Annotated in this window: 13 protein-coding genes; all 13 read left to right on the top strand. The window is 72.9% G+C overall.

Annotation, left to right across the window (positions count from 1 at the left end):
- The first annotated feature begins 130 nt into the window (after nucleotides 1-130).
- The 13 genes from ACFC0G_RS22170 to ACFC0G_RS22110 all read left to right on the top strand — a co-directional run bounded on the left by ACFC0G_RS22170 (nucleotide 131) and on the right by ACFC0G_RS22110 (nucleotide 17,751).
- Nucleotides 131-1,345, top strand: coding sequence for an ROK family transcriptional regulator (locus ACFC0G_RS22170; RefSeq protein WP_376405804.1), 1,215 nt, complete (start codon nucleotides 131-133; stop codon nucleotides 1,343-1,345).
- Between the two features lie 74 nt (nucleotides 1,346-1,419).
- Nucleotides 1,420-2,757, top strand: coding sequence for an ABC transporter substrate-binding protein (locus tag ACFC0G_RS22165; protein WP_376405802.1), 1,338 nt, complete (start codon nucleotides 1,420-1,422; stop codon nucleotides 2,755-2,757).
- Between the two features lie 19 nt (nucleotides 2,758-2,776).
- Nucleotides 2,777-3,775 (top strand): carbohydrate ABC transporter permease, encoded by a 999-nt coding sequence (locus tag ACFC0G_RS22160; RefSeq protein ID WP_376405800.1) that lies wholly within the window; start codon nucleotides 2,777-2,779, stop codon nucleotides 3,773-3,775.
- Nucleotides 3,776-3,778: 3 nt separating this feature from the next.
- Nucleotides 3,779-4,711, top strand: coding sequence for a carbohydrate ABC transporter permease (locus ACFC0G_RS22155; protein ID WP_376405797.1), 933 nt, complete (start codon nucleotides 3,779-3,781; stop codon nucleotides 4,709-4,711).
- Nucleotides 4,712-4,719: 8 nt separating this feature from the next.
- Nucleotides 4,720-5,985, top strand: a complete 1,266-nt coding sequence (locus ACFC0G_RS22150; RefSeq protein ID WP_376405795.1) for a 6-phospho-beta-glucosidase — start codon at nucleotides 4,720-4,722, stop codon at nucleotides 5,983-5,985.
- Nucleotides 5,976-6,959 (top strand): N-acetylglucosamine kinase, encoded by a 984-nt coding sequence (locus tag ACFC0G_RS22145; RefSeq protein WP_376405793.1) that lies wholly within the window; start codon nucleotides 5,976-5,978, stop codon nucleotides 6,957-6,959. Before ACFC0G_RS22150 ends, ACFC0G_RS22145 begins: the two co-directional genes overlap by 10 nt.
- 277 nt (nucleotides 6,960-7,236) lie before the next feature.
- Entirely contained in the window at nucleotides 7,237-8,667 is a 1,431-nt protein-coding gene (locus ACFC0G_RS22140; RefSeq protein ID WP_376405791.1) for a hypothetical protein, read from the top strand.
- A gap of 11 nt (nucleotides 8,668-8,678) precedes the next feature.
- Entirely contained in the window at nucleotides 8,679-9,728 is a 1,050-nt protein-coding gene (locus tag ACFC0G_RS22135) for a glutamate ABC transporter substrate-binding protein (protein ID WP_376405789.1), read from the top strand.
- Between the two features lie 55 nt (nucleotides 9,729-9,783).
- On the top strand, nucleotides 9,784-11,061 hold the full coding sequence (locus tag ACFC0G_RS22130) for a hypothetical protein (RefSeq protein WP_376405787.1): 1,278 nt from the start codon (nucleotides 9,784-9,786) through the stop codon (nucleotides 11,059-11,061).
- A gap of 59 nt (nucleotides 11,062-11,120) precedes the next feature.
- Nucleotides 11,121-13,673, top strand: a complete 2,553-nt coding sequence (locus tag ACFC0G_RS22125) for a tetratricopeptide repeat protein (RefSeq protein WP_376406244.1) — start codon at nucleotides 11,121-11,123, stop codon at nucleotides 13,671-13,673.
- A 2-nt stretch (nucleotides 13,674-13,675) separates the two neighbouring features.
- Nucleotides 13,676-15,082, top strand: coding sequence for a PP2C family serine/threonine-protein phosphatase (locus ACFC0G_RS22120; RefSeq protein WP_376405785.1), 1,407 nt, complete (start codon nucleotides 13,676-13,678; stop codon nucleotides 15,080-15,082).
- 65 nt (nucleotides 15,083-15,147) lie between these two features.
- Nucleotides 15,148-16,476 carry a VWA domain-containing protein gene (locus tag ACFC0G_RS22115; RefSeq protein ID WP_376405783.1) on the top strand — a complete coding sequence of 443 codons (1,329 nt, stop codon included), beginning with the start codon at nucleotides 15,148-15,150 and terminating at the stop codon, nucleotides 16,474-16,476.
- 48 nt (nucleotides 16,477-16,524) lie between these two features.
- Entirely contained in the window at nucleotides 16,525-17,751 is a 1,227-nt protein-coding gene (locus tag ACFC0G_RS22110; protein WP_376405781.1) for an FHA domain-containing protein, read from the top strand.
- Nucleotides 17,752-17,849 lie beyond the last annotated feature (98 nt).

Genomic DNA, 17,849 nt, shown 5'->3' with positions numbered 1-17,849 from the left:
CCCGGTGACGCTCGCCTTATTTTCCTCCCACCGAATAGGAAACTTTCCTAACAGTGTGACGAACGAAGCGGCCCCCGGCAGGCAGCAGAATGGCCGGAACCGATCAGCTCCGAAGGGCAGGTGCACCCTCATGGCCGGTACGACCCCGGGAACCCCCGGCACACCGCGCGTGCTGCGAGCCATGAACGACCGCGCCGCACTGGACCTGCTCCTGGAGCACGGCCCGCTCTCGCGGACCCGGATCGGCAAGCTCACCGGCCTGTCCAAGCCGACCGCCTCCCAGCTGCTCGGCCGGCTCGAAGCCGCCGGCCTCGTCGTCGCCACCGGCACCACCGAAGGCCGGCCAGGACCGAACGCCCAGCTGTACTCGGTGAACGCGCGGGCCGCGTACGCCGCCGGGCTCGACGTCAACCAGCACCGCATCCACGCCGCCGTCGCCGACATCACCGGCGAGATCGTCGGCGAGTACGAGCTCCGCACCCCCGGCCGCACCGCCACCGGCGTCGTCCACCAGGTCACCGACGCCCTCGACGGGGCCGTCAAGGCCGCCGGGATCGCCCCCGGCGAGGTCCGGCGCCTCGTCATCGGCACCCCCGGCGCCTTCGACCCGGCCACCGGACGGCTGCGGTACGCCTCCCACCTGCCCGGCTGGCACTCCCCCACCCTCCTGGAGGAGCTGGCCGCCGCCCTGCCCATGCCCTTCGAGTACGAGAACGACGTCAACCTCGTCGCCATCGCCGAACAGCGCGTGGGCGCCGCCCGCGGCCACACCGACTTCGCCCTGCTGTGGAACGAGGCGGGCATGGGAGCCGCCCTCGTCCTCGGCGGGCGCCTGCACCGCGGCTTCACCGGCGGCGCCGGCGAGCTCGGCTTCCTGCCCGTCCCCGGCACCCCGCTGGTCCGGCAGGTCGCCAAGGCCAACTCCGGCGGCTACCAGGAGCTCGCCGGCGTCCAGTCCGTCCCCCGGATCGCCCGCGCCGCGGGGATCGACACCCCCGACCAGCCGTACGTACCGGTGGCGAGCGGTCTGCTGTCCCGGGCCGCCGAGATCCACGAGGACGACCCCCGGTACGCGGAGCTGCTCGACCGGTACGCCGAGCGCGTCGCCATCGGTCTGGCCTCGCTCGTCGCCGTCCTCGACCCGGAACTGATCGTGCTCTCCGGTGACGTCCTCGTCGCCGGCGGCGAACCCCTCCGCGCCCGCGTCCAGTCCGAGCTCGCCGAGCTCGCGGCCTCCCGTCCGCGGCTCGTCCTCACCGCCGTACCCCGGCGCCCGGTGCTGCGCGGCGCCCTCGAAAGCGCCCTCGCCACCACCCGCGACGAGGTCTTCGACACCTCGCGCTGACCCACCGACCCCGCCCCACCTCCGGCCCTACGCCCGTAAGACCTCCACAGCCCTCGCCACAGGGAGACACCGTCATGCCCGCACGCCCGCGCAGCGCAGCCCTCGCGCTCGCCGCCACCGCCTCGATCGCCCTCCTCGCCTCCGCCTGTACCGGCTCCGCCGAGAACAAGGCGGCCGACGACCCGAACGCCAAGACCACGATCACCTTCTGGCACGGCTGGGCGGCGCCCTCCGAGGTCAAGGCGATCGAGGACAACATCGCCCGCTTCGAGAAGGCCCACCCGAACATCAAGGTGAAGGTCGTCGGCGGCATCAACGACGACAAGCTGGGCCAGGCGCTGCGCGCGGGCGGCTCGAACGGGCCGGACGTCGTCTCCTCCTTCACGACGTCCAACGTCGGCAAGTTCTGCTCCTCGGGCGCGCTCGCGGACCTCAAGCCCTTCATCGAGAAGGACAAGCTGGACCTCGACAAGCTCTTCCCGAAGGTCCTCCAGGATTACACCCAGTTCGAGGGCAAGCGCTGCTCCCTGCCGCTGCTCTCCGACGCGTACGGCCTCTACTACAACAAGGACGCCTTCGAGAAGGCCGGCATCAAGGAAGCGCCGAAGACCTGGACCGAGTTCACCGAGGTCGCCAAGAAGCTCACCAAGCCCAAGGGCGACTCGTACGAGCGGCTCGGCTTCATGCCGAACTACCTCGGCTACGAGACCGTCGTCGAGCACTACATGTCGCAGTGGGACCACACGTACTTCGACAAGGACGGCAAGTCGAACGTCGCCAAGGACCCGGCGTTCGCCGAGATGATGACGTACCAGAAGTCGCTGGTGGACGCCCTGGGCGGCTTCCAGAAGCTCGACAAGTACCGCACCACCTTCGGTGACGAGTGGGGCGCCAAGCACCCCTTCCACACCGGCCAGGTCGCCATGCAGCTGGACGGCGAGTGGCGGCTGAACTTCGTCAAGAACGCCAAGGTGGACTTCGAGGTCGGCGTCGCGCCGATGCCCGTCGCCGACGACGAGCTGGCCGAGTACGGCAAGGGCTACCTGTCCGGCACGATCATGGGCATCGCGCCGCAGAGCAAGAAGCAGAACGCGGCCTGGGAGCTGGTCAAGTACATGACCACGGACACCGACGCGGTCGTGAGCTTCGCCAACGGCATCGGCAACGTCCCCTCCACCCTGGACGCCCTGAAGTCCCCGAACCTGAAGCTCGACGACCGCTTCAAGGTCTTCCTGGACATCGCCCAGCACCCCGAGTCCTCCACCATGACCGGCGCGGTGAACGGCCCCAGCTACCAGGAGACCCTCTCCGACCTCGCCCACAAGTACGAGAAGGGCCAGGTCACCGACCTGAAGAAGGGCCTCGCCGACACCGCGGCCCAGATCGACCGCGACATCGCCGCGGCCAAGTGACGGCCGGGACGACACGCCCATGAGCACGGACACCCTGCCCGCGAAGGAGGCGGCGGCCCCGGCCGCCGCCGCCCCGGGGGGACGGAACACCCTGCGGTCGAAGCGCCGGCGCAACGCGCTGCGCACCGCCCTGTTCATGTCGCCCTGGCTGATCGGATTCGGCTTCTTCTTCGCCTATCCGCTCCTCTCCACGCTGTACTTCTCGTTCATGCGGTACGACGGCCTCAACCCGCCGACCTGGCGGGGCGTGGAGAACTGGACGTACGTCTTCTCCGACATGCCGAAGTTCTGGCCGGCGATGCAGAACACCCTCTGGCTGGCCGTCGTGATGGTCTCCTGCCGGGTGCTCTTCGGCCTCGGCATCGGCATGCTCATCACCAAGATCAAGACGGGTGCGGGGATCTTCCGCACCCTCTTCTACCTGCCGTACCTGGCCCCGCCGGTGGCCGCCACCCTGGCCTTCGTCTTCCTGCTCAACCCCGGGACCGGGCCGGTCAACTCGCTCCTGGAGGCGATCGGCATCCCCGCCCCCTCCTGGTTCAACGACGCCGACTGGGCCAAGCCGGCCCTGACCGTCCTCGCCGTGTGGGGCGTCGGCGACCTCATGGTCATCTTCATGGCCGCGCTGCTCGACGTACCGAAGGAGCAGTACGAGGCGGCCGAGCTGGACGGCGCGTCGCCGTGGCAGCGGTTCCGCTACATCACCCTGCCGAACATCTCGCCGATCGTGCTCTTCGCGGTCGTCACCGGGATCATCGGCGCGATGCAGTACTACACCCAGCCGATCGTGGCCTCCAAGGTCGCCTCGGGGGTGATGGGCGGCTCCGGCGCGACCTTCCAGCCCGGCTACCCGGACGACTCCACGCTCACGCTCCCGCAGCTCGTCTACAGCCTCGGCTTCAGCCAGTTCAACTACGGCGCGGCGTGCGTGGTGGCACTCGTACTCTTCGCCCTCTCCATGGCCTTCACCGCGCTCCTCATGCGCCGGCGCGGCGGCCTGATCGGCTCGGGTGACTGAACCATGACGACCGCGACCCTCTCCGACCGCCCCGATGGCTCGGACAGCTCCGACCGCCCCAGCCGTCCCGACCGCCCCGCGAAGGCGAGTCCCGCCGAGAAGACCGCCCGCCGCAAGGCGCTGCTGCACTGGATCGCCGTGCACTCGCTCGGCCTCGCCGCGGCCCTGTTCTTCGTCCTGCCGTTCGTCTTCGTCTTCCTGACCTCCCTGATGAGCGACCAGCAGGCGCTCACCCGGGACCTGACGCCGAACTCCTGGCACTGGGACAACTACGTCAAGATCTTCGAGACGGAGGGCTTCCTCACCTGGTGGAAGAACTCCCTGCTCTACGCGGGCCTCGGCACCGTCCTCGTCGTGGTGTCCTCGGTCCCCGTGGCGTACGCGCTCGCCAAGTTCCGCTTCCGCGGCCGGCACCTGTCGCTGCTGCTCGTCATCTCGATGATGATGCTGCCGCCGCAGGTCGTGATCATCCCCATGTACCTGTTCTGGGCCAAGCAGATGGACCTCTCCGGCACGCTGTGGCCGCTGATCATCCCGATGGCCTTCGGCGACGCCTTCGCCATCTTCCTGCTGCGCCAGTTCCTGCTGACGATCCCGAACGAGTACATCGAGGCCGCGAGGATCGACGGCTGCGGCGAATTCCGCACCCTGATACGCGTCGTGCTGCCGATGGCCAAGCCCGGCATCGCCGCCGTCGCCCTGTTCCAATTCTTCTACTGCTGGAACGACTACTTCGGGCCGCAGATCTACGCCTCCGAGAACCCGGGGGCCTGGACGCTCAGTTACGGCCTGGAGTCCTTCAAGGGCGCGCACCACACCGACTGGAATCTGACCATGGCCGCGACCGTCCTGGTCATGGCCCCTGTGATCCTCGTCTTCTTCTTCGCCCAGAGGGCGTTCGTCGAGGGAGTCACACTGACCGGAGTGAAGGGCTGAATCACATCATGAAGCTCGCTGTCGTGGGGGGCGGCTCCACCTACACCCCCGAACTGATCGACGGATTCGCGCGGCTGCGCGACACCCTGCCCATCACCGAACTCGTCCTCGTCGACCCGGCCGCCGAGCGGCTCGAACTCGTCGGCGGGCTCGCCCGGCGCATCTTCGCCAAGCAGGGCCACCCCGGGAAGATCGTCACCACCTCCGACCTGGACGCCGGGGTCGAGGGCGCCGACGCGGTCCTGCTCCAGCTCCGCGTCGGCGGCCAGGCCGCCCGGAACCAGGACGAGACCTGGCCGCTGGAGTGCGGCTGCGTCGGCCAGGAGACCACCGGCGCCGGCGGCCTCGCCAAGGCGCTGCGCACCGTCCCGATCGTCCTGGACATCGCCGAGCGCGTCCGGCGCACCAACCCGGACGCCTGGATCATCGACTTCACCAACCCCGTCGGCATCGTCACGCGCGCGCTGCTCCAGGCCGGGCACAAGGCCGTCGGCCTGTGCAACGTGGCCATCGGCTTCCAGCGGAAGTTCGCGAAGCTCCTCGACGTGGCCCCGTCCTCGATCCACCTCGACCACGTCGGGCTCAACCACCTGACCTGGGAGACGGGCGTACGGCTCGGCGGTCCGGACGGCGAGAACGTGCTTCCGCGGCTGCTCGCCGAGCACGGCGACGCGCTCGCCGGGGAACTGCACCTGCCGCGCCCGGTCATGGACCGGCTCGGCGTCGTCCCCTCGTACTACCTGCGGTACTTCTACGCGCACGACGAGGTGGTGCGGGAGCTCGGCACGAAGCCCTCGCGGGCCGCCGAGGTCGCGGCGATGGAGAAGGAACTCCTGGAGATGTACGGGGACCCGGCGCTCGACGAGAAGCCGGCGCTGCTCGGCAAGCGCGGCGGCGCCTTCTACTCGGAGGCGGCCGTGGACCTGGCCGCGTCCCTGCTGGGCGGCGGCGGCTCGCCGTACCAGGTGGTGAACACGTACAACAAGGGCACGCTGCCGTTCCTGCCGGACGACGCCGTGATCGAGACGCAGGCCGCCGTGGGCAAGGACGGCGCGGTGCCACTGCCGGTCGCGCCGGTGGACCCGCTGTACGCCGGGCTGATCGCGAACGTCACGGCCTACGAGGACCTGGCCCTGGAGGCGGCGCTGCGCGGTGGCCGCGACCGGGTGTTCAAGGCGCTGCTCGCGCATCCGCTGGTCGGGCAGTACGCGTACGCCGAGGGCCTGACGGACCGCCTGATCGCGCACAACCGGGAGCACCTCGCGTGGGCCTGACCGGAACACTGCTGGCCGTCGACGCCGGCAACAGCAAGACCGACGTCGCCGTCGTCGCCGAGGACGGTACGGTCCTCGGCGCGGCGCGCGGCGGCGGCTTCCAGCCCCCGCTGGTGGGGGTGGAGACGGCGGTCGACGCGCTCGCGGAGATCGTCGGCCGGGCCTGGGAAGCGGCCGGGGGCACCGGCGCTCCGGCCGGGTTCGCGCACGTCGCGGCCTGTCTCGCCAACGCGGACCTGCCCGTCGAGGAGGACGGGCTGCACGCCGCGCTGGTGGCGCGGGGCTGGAGCCCGTCGGTACGGGTGCGCAACGACACCTTCGCCATACTGCGCGCCGGTCTGGACGAGCCGCGGGGCGTGGCGGTGGTGTGCGGGGCCGGGATCAACTGCGTCGGGATGGCCCCGGACGGGCGGACCGCGCGGTTCCCCGCGATCGGGAAGATCTCCGGGGACTGGGGCGGCGGCGCCGGCATGGCCGACGAGGCACTCTGGTTCGCGGCGCGCGCCGAGGACGGGCGCGGCGAGCCGACCGAGCTGGCGCGCGCGCTGCCCGCGCACTTCGGCCTGGAGACGATGTACGAGCTGATCGAGGCCGTGCACCTGGGCCGGATCCCGTTCGCGCGGCGGCACGAGCTGACGCCCGTGCTGTTCCGGGTGAGCGCGGCGGGCGACCCTGTCGCGCTGGCGCTGGTGCACCGGCTGGCCGAGGAGGTCGTCACCCTGTCGACGGTGGCGCTCGGGCGGCTCGGACTGCTCGACGAGGAGGCTCCGGTGATGCTGGGCGGCAGCGTCCTCGCCGCGCGGCACCCGCAGTTGGAGGACCGGATCACCGAACTCCTCGGCGCCCGGGCGCCCAAGGCCACGATCGGCTTCGTCACCGCGCCGCCGGTCCTCGGGGCCGGGCTCCTCGCCCTGGACGCGGTGGCGGCGGCTCCGGCGGCGGCGACCCGGCTGCGGGAGCACTACGGGGTGTGAGGGTGCGGGCGTGGCCCCGGGGCGTTTCTTCGTGCGGAAGAGACGCCCCGCACGCATGTTCACCTGTTCGAGCGACACCCGATACGGAACCGATCCCCGCCGGGAGACGTATTCAAGGTGAGGGGGTTCGCCTGCGGATGTGCCGGGGGCATGGGGCACGATAGGAACAAGATCGAGTCAATCCCGGTGTGCGGTCGGGCCCCTGCGGCCATACTGCTGGCCGGACGGCCCGACATCCGCGACGCGGACCGACGTCAGCGACCCAGGGGGAGGTCACGTGACACACCCGCCGAACGCGCCCGCCGCCTCGGCGACGGCGCAGGGCACGGCGCCCGCACCGGCGCGCCCGGGCACGGTGCCGGCGCAGCCGTCGGCCGCGCCCGCCGGGGGCCCGCCCGCGGGACGCGGGGCCTGGGCCGTGGGCCGGGAGCGGCTCCGCGAGGCCGCGACGACCGAGCCCGGCCGGCTCCGGATCCTCGGGGCCGTACTCGCGCTGCTCGTCGTCGCGTTCGGGGCCGTCACCGCCCTCGAAGTCGCCGACCGGGGCTCCGCCGCCGACGACGTGGTCAGCCGCAGCCAGCCGCTGAGCGCCGACGCCGCCGCCGTCTACCGCTCCCTCGCCGACGCGGACTCGACCGCCGCCAGCGGCTTCCTCGCGGGCACCCTGGAGCCCGAGGAGTCCCGCAAGCGGTACGACAAGGACATCGCCACCGCGGCCCGGCTGTTGGTCAAGGCCGCGGCGAACACCGAGGGTGCGAGCGAGTCGGCCCGCGAGATCGCCACGCTCAACGAACAGCTGCCGCGCTACACGGGCCTGATCGAGCGCGCCCGGGCCGCCAACCGGCAGGGCCTGCCGCTCGGCGGGGCCTATCTGCGGTACGCGAACCAGCAGATGACCAGCGAGCTGCTGCCCGCCGCCGAGCGGCTGTACGCGGCGGAGACCCGGCGGCTCCACGAGGACGACGACTCCGCCCGCACCTGGCCCTTCCTGTCGCTCGCCCTCGGCCTGCTCGCCCTCGCCGTGCTGGCCTGGGCGCAGCGCCGCAACTACACCCGCACCCACCGGGTGTTCAACCAGGGTCTCCTCGCCGCCACCGCCGCCTCGCTGGCCGTGCTGGTCTGGCTCCTCGCCGCGCACACGGTCGCGCGGGCCGAGCTGAGCTCCGCCCGGGCCCACGGGCAGGAGTCCCTCCTGCTGCTCAACCAGGCCCGGATCAGCTCGCTCACGGCCCGCGCCAACGAGAACCTCGCGGTGGTCGCCCGGGGCGCCGTCCTCACCGAGGACGGGAAGAACGACAAGTACGAGGCGGACTACACGGCGAGCATGACCGCCCTGACGACCGCGCTCGCCTCGGCGCTGGAGCTCGCCGACGACGACGCCGGGCGCGACCCGGTGAACGAGGCGGCGCAGCGTACGGGCGACTGGCAGAAGCGCCACAAGGCCGCCCGCGCCGAGGACGAGGCCGGCAACTTCGACGCCGCGCTCGGGCTGATCGTCGGCCCCAAGGAGACGACGGGCCAGTCCTTCGACCAGGTCGACGCGGCCCTGGAGCGGGCCCTCGCCCACGAGCAGGCCGAGTTCACCCGCGCCGCCGGGGACGCCAGGGACGCGCTGGCGGCGCTGCCGCTGGGCGCGGCCGCGCTCGGGATCCTGGGAGCGGCGGGCGCCGTGCTCGGCATCAACCGCAGACTGTCGGAGTACCGGTGAGAGGGGGCGGGATGCCGAACGGCACGGACCCGCTGGTGCGGCGGGCCGCGGGGCGACTGCGGGGCTGGGGCGGGGTCGCCGCCATGGCCGTGGCCTGCGGGCTCACCGCCTCGCTCACACTGCTGCCGCTGGCACACGACGGGACCGGCGCCGAGGGCGCGCCCGGGACGGCCGGTTCCGGCCCGGGGGTGGGCACCGGTGTGCAGGTCGGCGTCCAGGCGAAGGCCGACACCTGTGTGAACCCGGACGCCTCGCTCCGGCCCGACGGGGCGGACGGCCCCTCGATCCAGGCGATCAAGGAGCGGGGCAAGCTCGTCGTCGGCGTCGACCAGTCCAGCTACCGCTGGGGCTACCGGAACCCGGAGACCCGCACGCTGGAGGGGTTCGACATCGATCTGGCCCGGGCCATCGCGCGGGACGTCCTCGGCGACGAGAACGCCGTGATCTTCCGGGCGATCCCGACGAACCAGCGGATCGCCGCGCTGGACAGCGGCAAGGTCGACCTCGTCGTGCGCACGATGACGATCAACTGCAAGCGGATCCAGCAGGTCGCCTTCTCCACCGCCTACTTCCAGGCCGGACAGCAGGTCCTCGCGCCCAAGCTCGCGAAGACCATCACCGGCTACGACTCCTCGCTGCGCGGCAAGCGCGTCTGCACCGCCGAGGGGTCGACGGCCTACGAGGCGCTGGAGGAGAAGTCCTTCGGCGCGGTCTTCAAGGACGAGGCCGACGGCACCAAGGACGACAAGGACCTGCTGACCGTCCCCAACCAGCTGGACTGTCTGGCCCGGCTCCAGCTCGGCGAGGTCGACGCGGTCGTCACGGACAACGCCCTCGCGGCCGGCCAGGCCGCCCAGGACCCGGCGGTCGAGCTCAAGGGCAGACCGTTCACCACGGAGTACTACGGGGTGGCCGCCAAGCTCGGGAACGACGACCTGGTCCGCCGGGTCAACAAGGTCCTCGTGGACTACCGGAAGGGCCCCTGGAAGCAGGCGTACGAGCGCTGGCTCGAGGCGGACCTGCCCGGGATACCCGGGCCGCCCGTCCCCCGGTACAAGTGACCCGGCCGGCAGCCCCGGCAAGCAGCCCCTGTACACGCGGCGGAAGAGGTGATCGATGGGCGTCACGGGACCTCCTGGGCCGGTGATGGACCGGGACGAGGTGGACCGTGCGCTGGCGCGGCTCGGCGCCGAGCACAAGGCGATCGAGGACTCGCTCCTCGCCCTCCAGGACCACGCGGGCCGCAGGCTGCTCGAAGGGGCGGAGCTGACCGGCACGACCCGGGACCGCTGGGCCGCCGCCGAGCGGACCATCTCCCTGCTCTGGACCTGCTTCGACGTGTACACGGGCGCCCTGCGCGACGCCCGTGAGGTCCGGACGCGGCGCCGCTGGCCCGGCCGGGACGAGCTCGTGGAGCTGACCGACCGGCTGCGCGGCGAGAGCGTCCTCGTCGCGGGCGGGGCGGGAGAACAGGGCCTGCTCTCCGAGCGGTTCACGCTCGAAGGGCTCGTCCGCCGGATGAACGAGCTGTACGCCTCCTCGCTCGACCTGGTCGTCACCGCCGACGCCGTCTGGTCGGCGCTGCCGGCCCGGATAGACCTCCTCGCCGCGGAGCTCGGCCGGACGCGCTCGCTCGCGCACTCGGTCGGCGTGCGGCCCGGTGAGCACCCGGCCGGCGACGAGCTGGAGGACATCACGGCCGAGCTGACCGCGCTGCGCTCGCAGGTCGTGACCGATCCGCTCGCCTTCTGGCGTCCCGCCGCGGGCAGTTCGGCGCCCGGCGGAGGGCGGCCCGACACCGCGCGGTACGACCGGGCGGCGCTGGCCCTGGAGGACATCCGGCGCGAGATCGAGGCGGTCCTCGCGGTCCGGCAGGACTCCGAGGACCGGCTGCTGCGCCTGCGGGACGTGCTGTCCCGCGCGGACCGGACGCTCACCGAGGCGCGGTCCGCGCGCGGCGAGGTCCTCGCGAAGATCGCCGCCTCCGAGGTGCCGGCCGTCAGCGGGCCGCCGACGGCGCTCCAGGAGCGGCTCGCTGCCGCCTCCGAGTACCGACGGCACCAGCAGTGGCACCGGCTGTCCCCGCTCCTGGAGTCCCTGGAGCGGGAGGCGGAGGACGAGTTGATGCGGGCGCGGGAGTCGCTGACCGCGGTCACGGCGCCGCTCGCGGTCCGGGCGGAGCTGCGCGGCCGGCTCGACGCGTACAAGGCGAAGGTGGCACGGCTGGGAGCGGCGGAGGACCCGCTGCTCATCGAGCGGTACGACACGGCACGCCGGATGCTGTGGAGCGCGCCCTGCGACCTGCGGGTCGCGGAACAGGCCGTGCTGCGCTACCAGCAGGCCGCGGCGGACGTATTGTCCGGCCCGAGAGATGCCGGAGGACGACAGTGGTGAGCGGGGAGACGGGTGTGGGGAGCTGTCAGCGTCCCTCGTGCGAGGGCTCGTACGAGGACATGGGAGGCGGCGAGCTGTACTGCGACACCTGCGGGCTCGCCCCGGTCGTCGCACCCGGCGGGCTGATCGGTTCGACGCCGACCGGCATCGCCGTACCCGGCAAGAACACGGGTACGGGTACGGGTACGGGAACGGGTGGCATCGGCGGGACCGATTCGAGCTCCTCGCGGAGTTCGCGGGCGTCCTCGCGTGCCTCGTCTCGCTCGTCGACGTCCCGCCGTTCGGTCTCCGGCCGTCTCTCGCGTTCGGTCTCCGGGACGTCCGCGGGCCGTTCGGTGTCGGTGCGCAGCTCGGGCACGTCGACCGGGCAGTCCGCCCGGAACCGGCTGGGCGCGGGCCTGGTGACGATCCCGGAGGTGCCGCGTCCCGACCCGCGGGGCGCGGTGATGGAGAACCCGGAGGTCCCCGAGCGGAAGCGTTTCTGCTCCCGCTCCGACTGCGGCGCCCCGGTGGGCCGTTCGCGCGGTGACCGGCCGGGGCGTACGGAGGGCTTCTGCACCAAGTGCGGGCACCCGTACTCCTTCGTGCCGAAGCTGCGCGGCGGGGACATCGTCCACGGCCAGTACGAGGTCGCGGGCTGCCTCGCCCACGGCGGACTCGGCTGGGTCTACCTCGCCGTCGACCGGGCGGTCTCCGACCGCTGGGTGGTGCTGAAGGGCCTGCTGGACACCGGCGACCAGGACGCGATGGCCGCGGCCATCTCGGAGCGCCGCTTCCTCGCCGAGATCGAGCACTCCAACATCGTCCGGATCTACAACTTCGTCGAGCACCTCGACCAGCGCACCGGCTCCCTGGACGGCTACATCGTCATGGAGTACGTCGGCGGCAAGTCGCTCAAGGAGATCGCCAACGACCGGCGCACCCCGGACGGCCGGCGCGACCCGCTGCCGGTGGAGCAGGCCTGCGCGTACGGGATCGAGGCCCTGGAGGCGCTCGGTCATCTGCACAGCCGGAACCTGCTGTACTGCGACTTCAAGGTCGACAACGCCATCCAGACCGAGGACCAGCTGAAGCTCATCGACATGGGCGCGGTCCGGCGGATGGACGACGACGAGTCGGCGATCTACGGCACGGTCGGCTACCAGGCCCCGGAGGTGGCCGAGGTCGGCCCGTCGGTCGCCAGCGACCTGTACACGGTGGCGCGGACGCTGGCCGTGATGACGTTCGACTTCCAGGGCTACACGAACGTGTTCGTGGACTCGCTGCCCGATCCGGAGCACATCACGGTCTTCCGGACGTACGAGTCGTTCTACCGCTTCCTGGTCCGCGCCACGGACCCGGACCCGGCGCGGCGGTTCTCCTCCGCGCAGGAGATGGCGGAGCAGCTGACCGGCGTCCTGCGGGAGGTGGTGGCGCTCCAGTCGGGGCGTCCGCGTCCCGCCCTTTCGACGCTGTTCGGCACGGAGGTCCGGGTCACGGACACGGCGCTGTTCGCCGAGCTGACGGAGGACGTGTCGCTGCTCGGGGCCCGGAAGGGCGCCGGGAAGCGGGGCGGAAAGCGGGGCGGAAAGCGGGCCGGGACTCAGGGCGGGACTCAGGGCGGGAGCCAGTCGGCCCTGGCTCCGTCCGGGCCTGGGGCGGCTCCCGTCGCGGCCGGCCCCAGGGCGCCCGGGCTCGGGTGGCTGCTCGCCGCGCTCGACGCACCCGCCACCGCGCTCGCGCTGCCCGTGCCGCGCGTCGACTCGGGCGACCCCAACGCCGGATTCCTCGCCGGACTGGCGGCCGCCGCCCCCGCCGAGCTGCTCGGCGCGCTCCAGGCCGCTCCCGCGCCCTCCACCGAGCTGCGGCTGCGCACCCTCCGGGCCCACCTGGAGCTGAGCGACGCGCCCACCGCCGTACGGACCCTCGCCTCGCTGGAGGAGCGGGACCCGGACGACTGGCGGGTGGTCTGGTACCGGGGTGTGACCTCCCTGGTGACCGGGGACCACGAGCACGCGGCGCTCGCCTTCGACGCGGTCTACGACGCCTTCCCCGGGGAGCCGTCGCCGAAGCTGGCCCTCGGGATCTGCGCCGAGGTGCTCGGCCAGCTGGACAACGCCGCCGAGTACTACCGCCTGGTGTGGGCGACCGACCCGAGCTTCGTCAGCGCGGCCTTCGGCCTCGCCCGGGTGCAGCTCGCGGCGGGCGACCGCGCCGGAGCCGTGAAGACCCTGGAGTCCGTGCCCGAGGCCTCGATCCACTACACGGCGGCCCGGGTCGCGGCCGTACGGGCGCGGCTGCGGCGGCGCCCGGCGCACGAGCCGCTCGGCGCCGAACTGACGGCCGCCGCGGCGCAGGTCTCCGCGCTCCAGGGCTTCGGTCTCGACGCGGTGCGCCGGGAGCAGTTGTCGACGGAGGTCCTCGGGACGGCCCTCGACTGGGTACTCTCCGGGAGTCCCGGTGCGGCACCGGGCGGCGGCACGCTGCTGCTCGGAAGTGAACTGGACGAGCGCGGACTGCGCTTCGGCCTCGAACGCTCGTACCGGGTGCTGGCCCGGCTCGCCCAGCGGGGCGAGGAGAGGATCGAACTGGTGGAGCGGGCCAACCGCTTCCGCCCCCGGACGTGGGTGTGAGGATGTCCCAGAAGCCGAAGCCTGAGCCGAAGCCGTCACACGGACTCGCCGCCTGCCCGGGCTGCGCGGAGCCACTGGACTCGGGTGACCGGTTCTGCGGGGCGTGCGGCCACGACCTGTCGGCCGTCCCGGCGGCCGAGACGGAGCCGGACCGCCCGACCGTGGCGATCGTCGCGCCCGTGGTCTGGCCGGCCGCCCCGCCCCGGGAGGCCGGTTCGCTCTCGACGGCGACCCAGCACCCGGGCGACCTGCCGGGCACCGACTCCGGCGGCCGTGACCTGCCCACGATGGCGGTCCGTACGGACGGCCCGCCCGTGTCCCCACCTGCATCGACACCGGCGCCGGCGTCCGGGGGCGACTTCGAGCTCGCCGCCCCCGACCCTCGTACGGCGGTCCAGGTGGATCCGCCCCAGGCGCCTGCCCAGGCGCCTGCCCAGGCACCGGACCAGGAATCGCCTCAGGCCCCGGCCCCCGCCCAGGCACCGGCTGCCGCGGCCCTGTGCGTGGCCTGCCGGGCCGGGCGGGTGGACACCGACGGCTACTGCGAGAACTGCGGGCACGCGCAGCCGCGCGAGCGGGACCACATGGAGCAGGAGCTCGGCACCGTCGCCGCCGTCAGCGACCGGGGACTGCGCCACCACCGCAACGAGGACGCGTTCGCCGTCTCGGCGACCACCCTCCCCGACGGCTCCCCCGCCTCCCTCGCGATCGTCTGCGACGGCGTCTCCTCGGCGACCCGCCCCGACGAGGCCTCCGCCGCCGCCGCGCAGGCGGCCGGCGCCGCGCTGCTCGCCGCGCTGCCCCGCGGCATCCACCCGCAGCAGGCCATGCACGAGGCGATCGTCGCCGCCGCCGAGGCCGTCAACTCCCTCGCGGAGGAGCCCGGCCAGGACGGCGCCGAGCACGACCCGCACCGCAACTCTCCGGCCTGCACCATCGTCGGCTCCGTCGTCGCCGACGGCCTGCTGATCGTCGGCTGGGTCGGCGACAGCCGCGTCTACTGGGTGCCGGACGACCGCACCACCCCGGCCGTGCGGCTCACCGAGGACGACTCCTGGGCCGCCCAGATGGTCGCGGCGGGCCTGATGAGCGAGGCCGAGGCGTACGCGGACGAGCGCGCCCACGCGATCACCGGCTGGCTGGGCGCCGACGCGTACGAACTGGACCCGCACACGGCCGCGTTCAAGCCGGACCGCTCCGGGATCGTCGTGGTCTGCACCGACGGGCTCTGGAACTACGCGGAGGGCGCCGAGGACATGGCGAGGATCCTCCCGCCGGACGCGGCGGGCCGCCCGCTGGGCGCCGCGCAGGTCCTGGTCGGCCACGCCCTCGACGGCGGAGGCCACGACAACATCACGGTGGCGCTGCTGCCGTTCACCGTCTCTCCCCTCGGGGCAGGATCCGCCTGAGCGGCCGCCGATCCCCCCACCCCCCTTTTCTCCCTTCCCTGTTGTCGCCCGAGGAGCCGAAACAGATGGCGAACTTCTCCAAGCCGACCGTGCCGCAGTTCTCCGTGGACGTGTACCAGAACGAGTTCCTCCCGGAGGGCGGGCGCGAGGTCAGCGCCATCGTCACGGTCACGTCCACCGGCGGCGGCACCAGCGGCGGGTTCGGGGGCCCCGCGGGCGGCTGCTCGGCCGGCGTCGTGATCATGGTCGACTGCTCCGGCTCTATGGACTACCCCGCCACCAAGATGCGCGGCGCCCGTGAGGCGACCGCCGCCGCCGTCGACACCCTGCGCGACGGCACGTCCTTCGCCGTCGTCGCCGGCACGCACGTGGCCAAGGAGGTCTACCCGGGGAACGGCCGGCTCGCCGTCGCCGACTCCCGGACCCGGGCCGAGGCCAAGGAGGCGCTGCGGAGCCTGTCCGCCGGCGGCGGCACGGCGATCGGCACCTGGCTGCGCCTCGCGGACCGGCTGCTCTCCTCCGCCGACCTCGCCATCCGGCACGGCATCCTCCTCACCGACGGCCGCAACGAGCACGAGTCGCCCGAGGAGCTGCGGGCCGCGCTGGACGCCTCCGCGGGCCGGTTCACCTGTGACGCGCGCGGGGTCGGCACCGACTGGGAGGTCAAGGAGGTCACCGGGATCGCCTCGGCGCTCCTCGGCACGGCCGACATCGTCGCCGACCCGGCCGGTCTCGCCGCCGACTTCACGGTGATGATGGAGCAGGCCATGGGCAAGGGCGTGGCGGACGTCGTACTGCGCCTGTGGACGCCGGTCGGCGTGGAGATCGGGTACGTGAAGCAGGTGGCGCCGGCGGTCGAGGACCTGACCGGCCGGCGCACCGAGGCCGGGCCGCGCGCCGGCGACTACCCGACGGGCTCGTGGGGCGACGAGTCCCGCGACTACCACGTGAGCGTGCGCGTCCCGCAGGCCGCGATCGGCCAGGAGATGCTCGCCGCCCGGGTCTCCCTGATCGCCCCGGACCCGGCGGGCGGCGACCCCCGGCCGCTGTCTCAAGGACTGGTACGGGCCGTGTGGACGGACGACCTGGCGATGTCCACGTCGATCAACCCGCAGGTCGCGCACTACACGGGGCAGGCGGAGCTCGCGGACGTCATCCAGCAGGGGCTCGATGCCCGCAAATCGGGCGATCACGACGGCGCGACGGCCAAACTGGGCCGCGCCGTCCAGCTCGCGGCGGCCTCCGGCAACGCGGATACGGCGAAACTCCTTTCGAAGGTGGTCGACGTCGTCGATGCGGCGACGGGTACTGTGCGTTTGAAGGCGAAGGTCGCGGAAGCGGACGAGATGACACTCGAGACCCGCTCCACCAAGACCGTTCGCGTCAAGAGGTAGAGGTAGCCCGGCCCGCCGGGCCGGACGACGAGAGGGGGAAGCGCCGACATGCCGACCTGCCCGAACGGACACCAGTCGGTCTCCGACGACTGGTGCGAGGTCTGCGGCCATCGCATGGCCGGGGCGGGCGCGCCTGCGGGTGCCGTACCGCCGCCTCCCCCGCCGCCGCCGCCCGCGTACGGATACCCCGGCCCCGGAGGCTTCGGCCCCGGCGGCGACTCGAACGCGACCGCGCAGGCGGAGCTCTGCCCGCAGTGCCGTACCCCGCGTGAGCACATGGCGCCGTTCTGCGAGGAATGCCGCTGGAACTTCCTCACGAACACGGCGACCTCGTACACGCCGCTGGCGCCGCAGCAGTCCGGGCCGCCGCCCGGTCTGAACCTGCCGCCCGGCTTCCAGTCCCCGCCGCCGCCCCCGCCGCAGCAGCAGCCTCCGCAGCCGCAGCAGCCGGACCCCTTCGGGTACCAGGGCTCGCGGCCCTCCCAGGTGAACCGTCCGGCCGAGCCGCTGGGCGCCGAGCCCACGCACCACCAGGCCCCGCCGCAGCGCCCGCCGATGCAGCAGCAGCCGCCGGCGCCGCCCGGGTACCTCCAGGGTCCGCCGCCGCACCAGGCCCCGCACCAGGCCCCGGTCCAGGCGCCGGTCCCGCCCGCGCCGCCGCAGCCGCGCGCGGACGACGACTGGGTCCTGTCGCCGCCGTCGCAGCCGCAGCCCCCGCAGCCGCCACCGCACCAGGCGCCGCCGCAGCAGGCGCAGCAGCAGTTCCACCAGGCTCCGCCGCCCCCTCAGCAGCAGCACCAACAGCACCAGCCCCAGCCCCCGCAGTACCAGCAGCCTCCGCAGCAGCAGTTCCAGCCGCCGCAGCCGCCCCTGGGCTGGACCGCGGTCATCGGCCCGGACCGCGAGTACTTCATGGCGATGATGCACCGCAGCGGGCCGGAGGCCTCGGGCCTCAACCTGCCCGCGTACTCGCCGGACAAGCACCTGCCGCTCCAGGGCAACCAGATCTCCATCGGCCGCCGCCGGCACTCCACCGGCGAGTCCCCCGACATCGACCTGTCGGTGCCCCCGGAGGACCCGGGCGTCTCGCACCAGCACGCCGTGCTCGTGCAGCAGCCGGACGGCTCGTGGGCGGTGGTGGACCAGAACTCCACCAACGGCACCACGATCAACGGCGGCGAGGAGCCGATCCAGCCGTACGTCCCCGTCCAGCTCCAGGAGGGCGACCGCGTCCACGTCGGCGCCTGGACGACGATCACGATCCGGCGCGGCTAGGGCCTAGGGGGTGTCCGCAATGTCAGTTGGGGAGCCATAGCCGCAGGCAGGCGAGGGTGACCAGGGCTTTGTAGTGGCGGGCTCGTTTGTCGTAGCGG

This window comes from Streptomyces sp. NPDC056169, from assembly GCF_042268445.1.
Lineage (GTDB): Bacteria > Actinomycetota > Actinomycetes > Streptomycetales > Streptomycetaceae > Streptomyces.
The sequence above is the reverse complement of the archived record's forward strand: the minus strand, read 5'-3'. Positions and strand labels throughout refer to the sequence as shown.

Coding starts and splice junctions, on each gene's coding strand:
- ACFC0G_RS22170 (WP_376405804.1), top strand. CDS start 131: ATGGCCGGTACGACCCCGGGAACCCCCGGCACACCGCGCGTGCTGCGA.
- ACFC0G_RS22165 (WP_376405802.1), top strand. CDS start 1,420: ATGCCCGCACGCCCGCGCAGCGCAGCCCTCGCGCTCGCCGCCACCGCC.
- ACFC0G_RS22160 (WP_376405800.1), top strand. CDS start 2,777: ATGAGCACGGACACCCTGCCCGCGAAGGAGGCGGCGGCCCCGGCCGCC.
- ACFC0G_RS22155 (WP_376405797.1), top strand. CDS start 3,779: ATGACGACCGCGACCCTCTCCGACCGCCCCGATGGCTCGGACAGCTCC.
- ACFC0G_RS22150 (WP_376405795.1), top strand. CDS start 4,720: ATGAAGCTCGCTGTCGTGGGGGGCGGCTCCACCTACACCCCCGAACTG.
- ACFC0G_RS22135 (WP_376405789.1), top strand. CDS start 8,679: ATGCCGAACGGCACGGACCCGCTGGTGCGGCGGGCCGCGGGGCGACTG.
- ACFC0G_RS22130 (WP_376405787.1), top strand. CDS start 9,784: ATGGGCGTCACGGGACCTCCTGGGCCGGTGATGGACCGGGACGAGGTG.
- ACFC0G_RS22125 (WP_376406244.1), top strand. CDS start 11,121: ATGGGAGGCGGCGAGCTGTACTGCGACACCTGCGGGCTCGCCCCGGTC.
- ACFC0G_RS22120 (WP_376405785.1), top strand. CDS start 13,676: ATGTCCCAGAAGCCGAAGCCTGAGCCGAAGCCGTCACACGGACTCGCC.
- ACFC0G_RS22115 (WP_376405783.1), top strand. CDS start 15,148: ATGGCGAACTTCTCCAAGCCGACCGTGCCGCAGTTCTCCGTGGACGTG.
- ACFC0G_RS22110 (WP_376405781.1), top strand. CDS start 16,525: ATGCCGACCTGCCCGAACGGACACCAGTCGGTCTCCGACGACTGGTGC.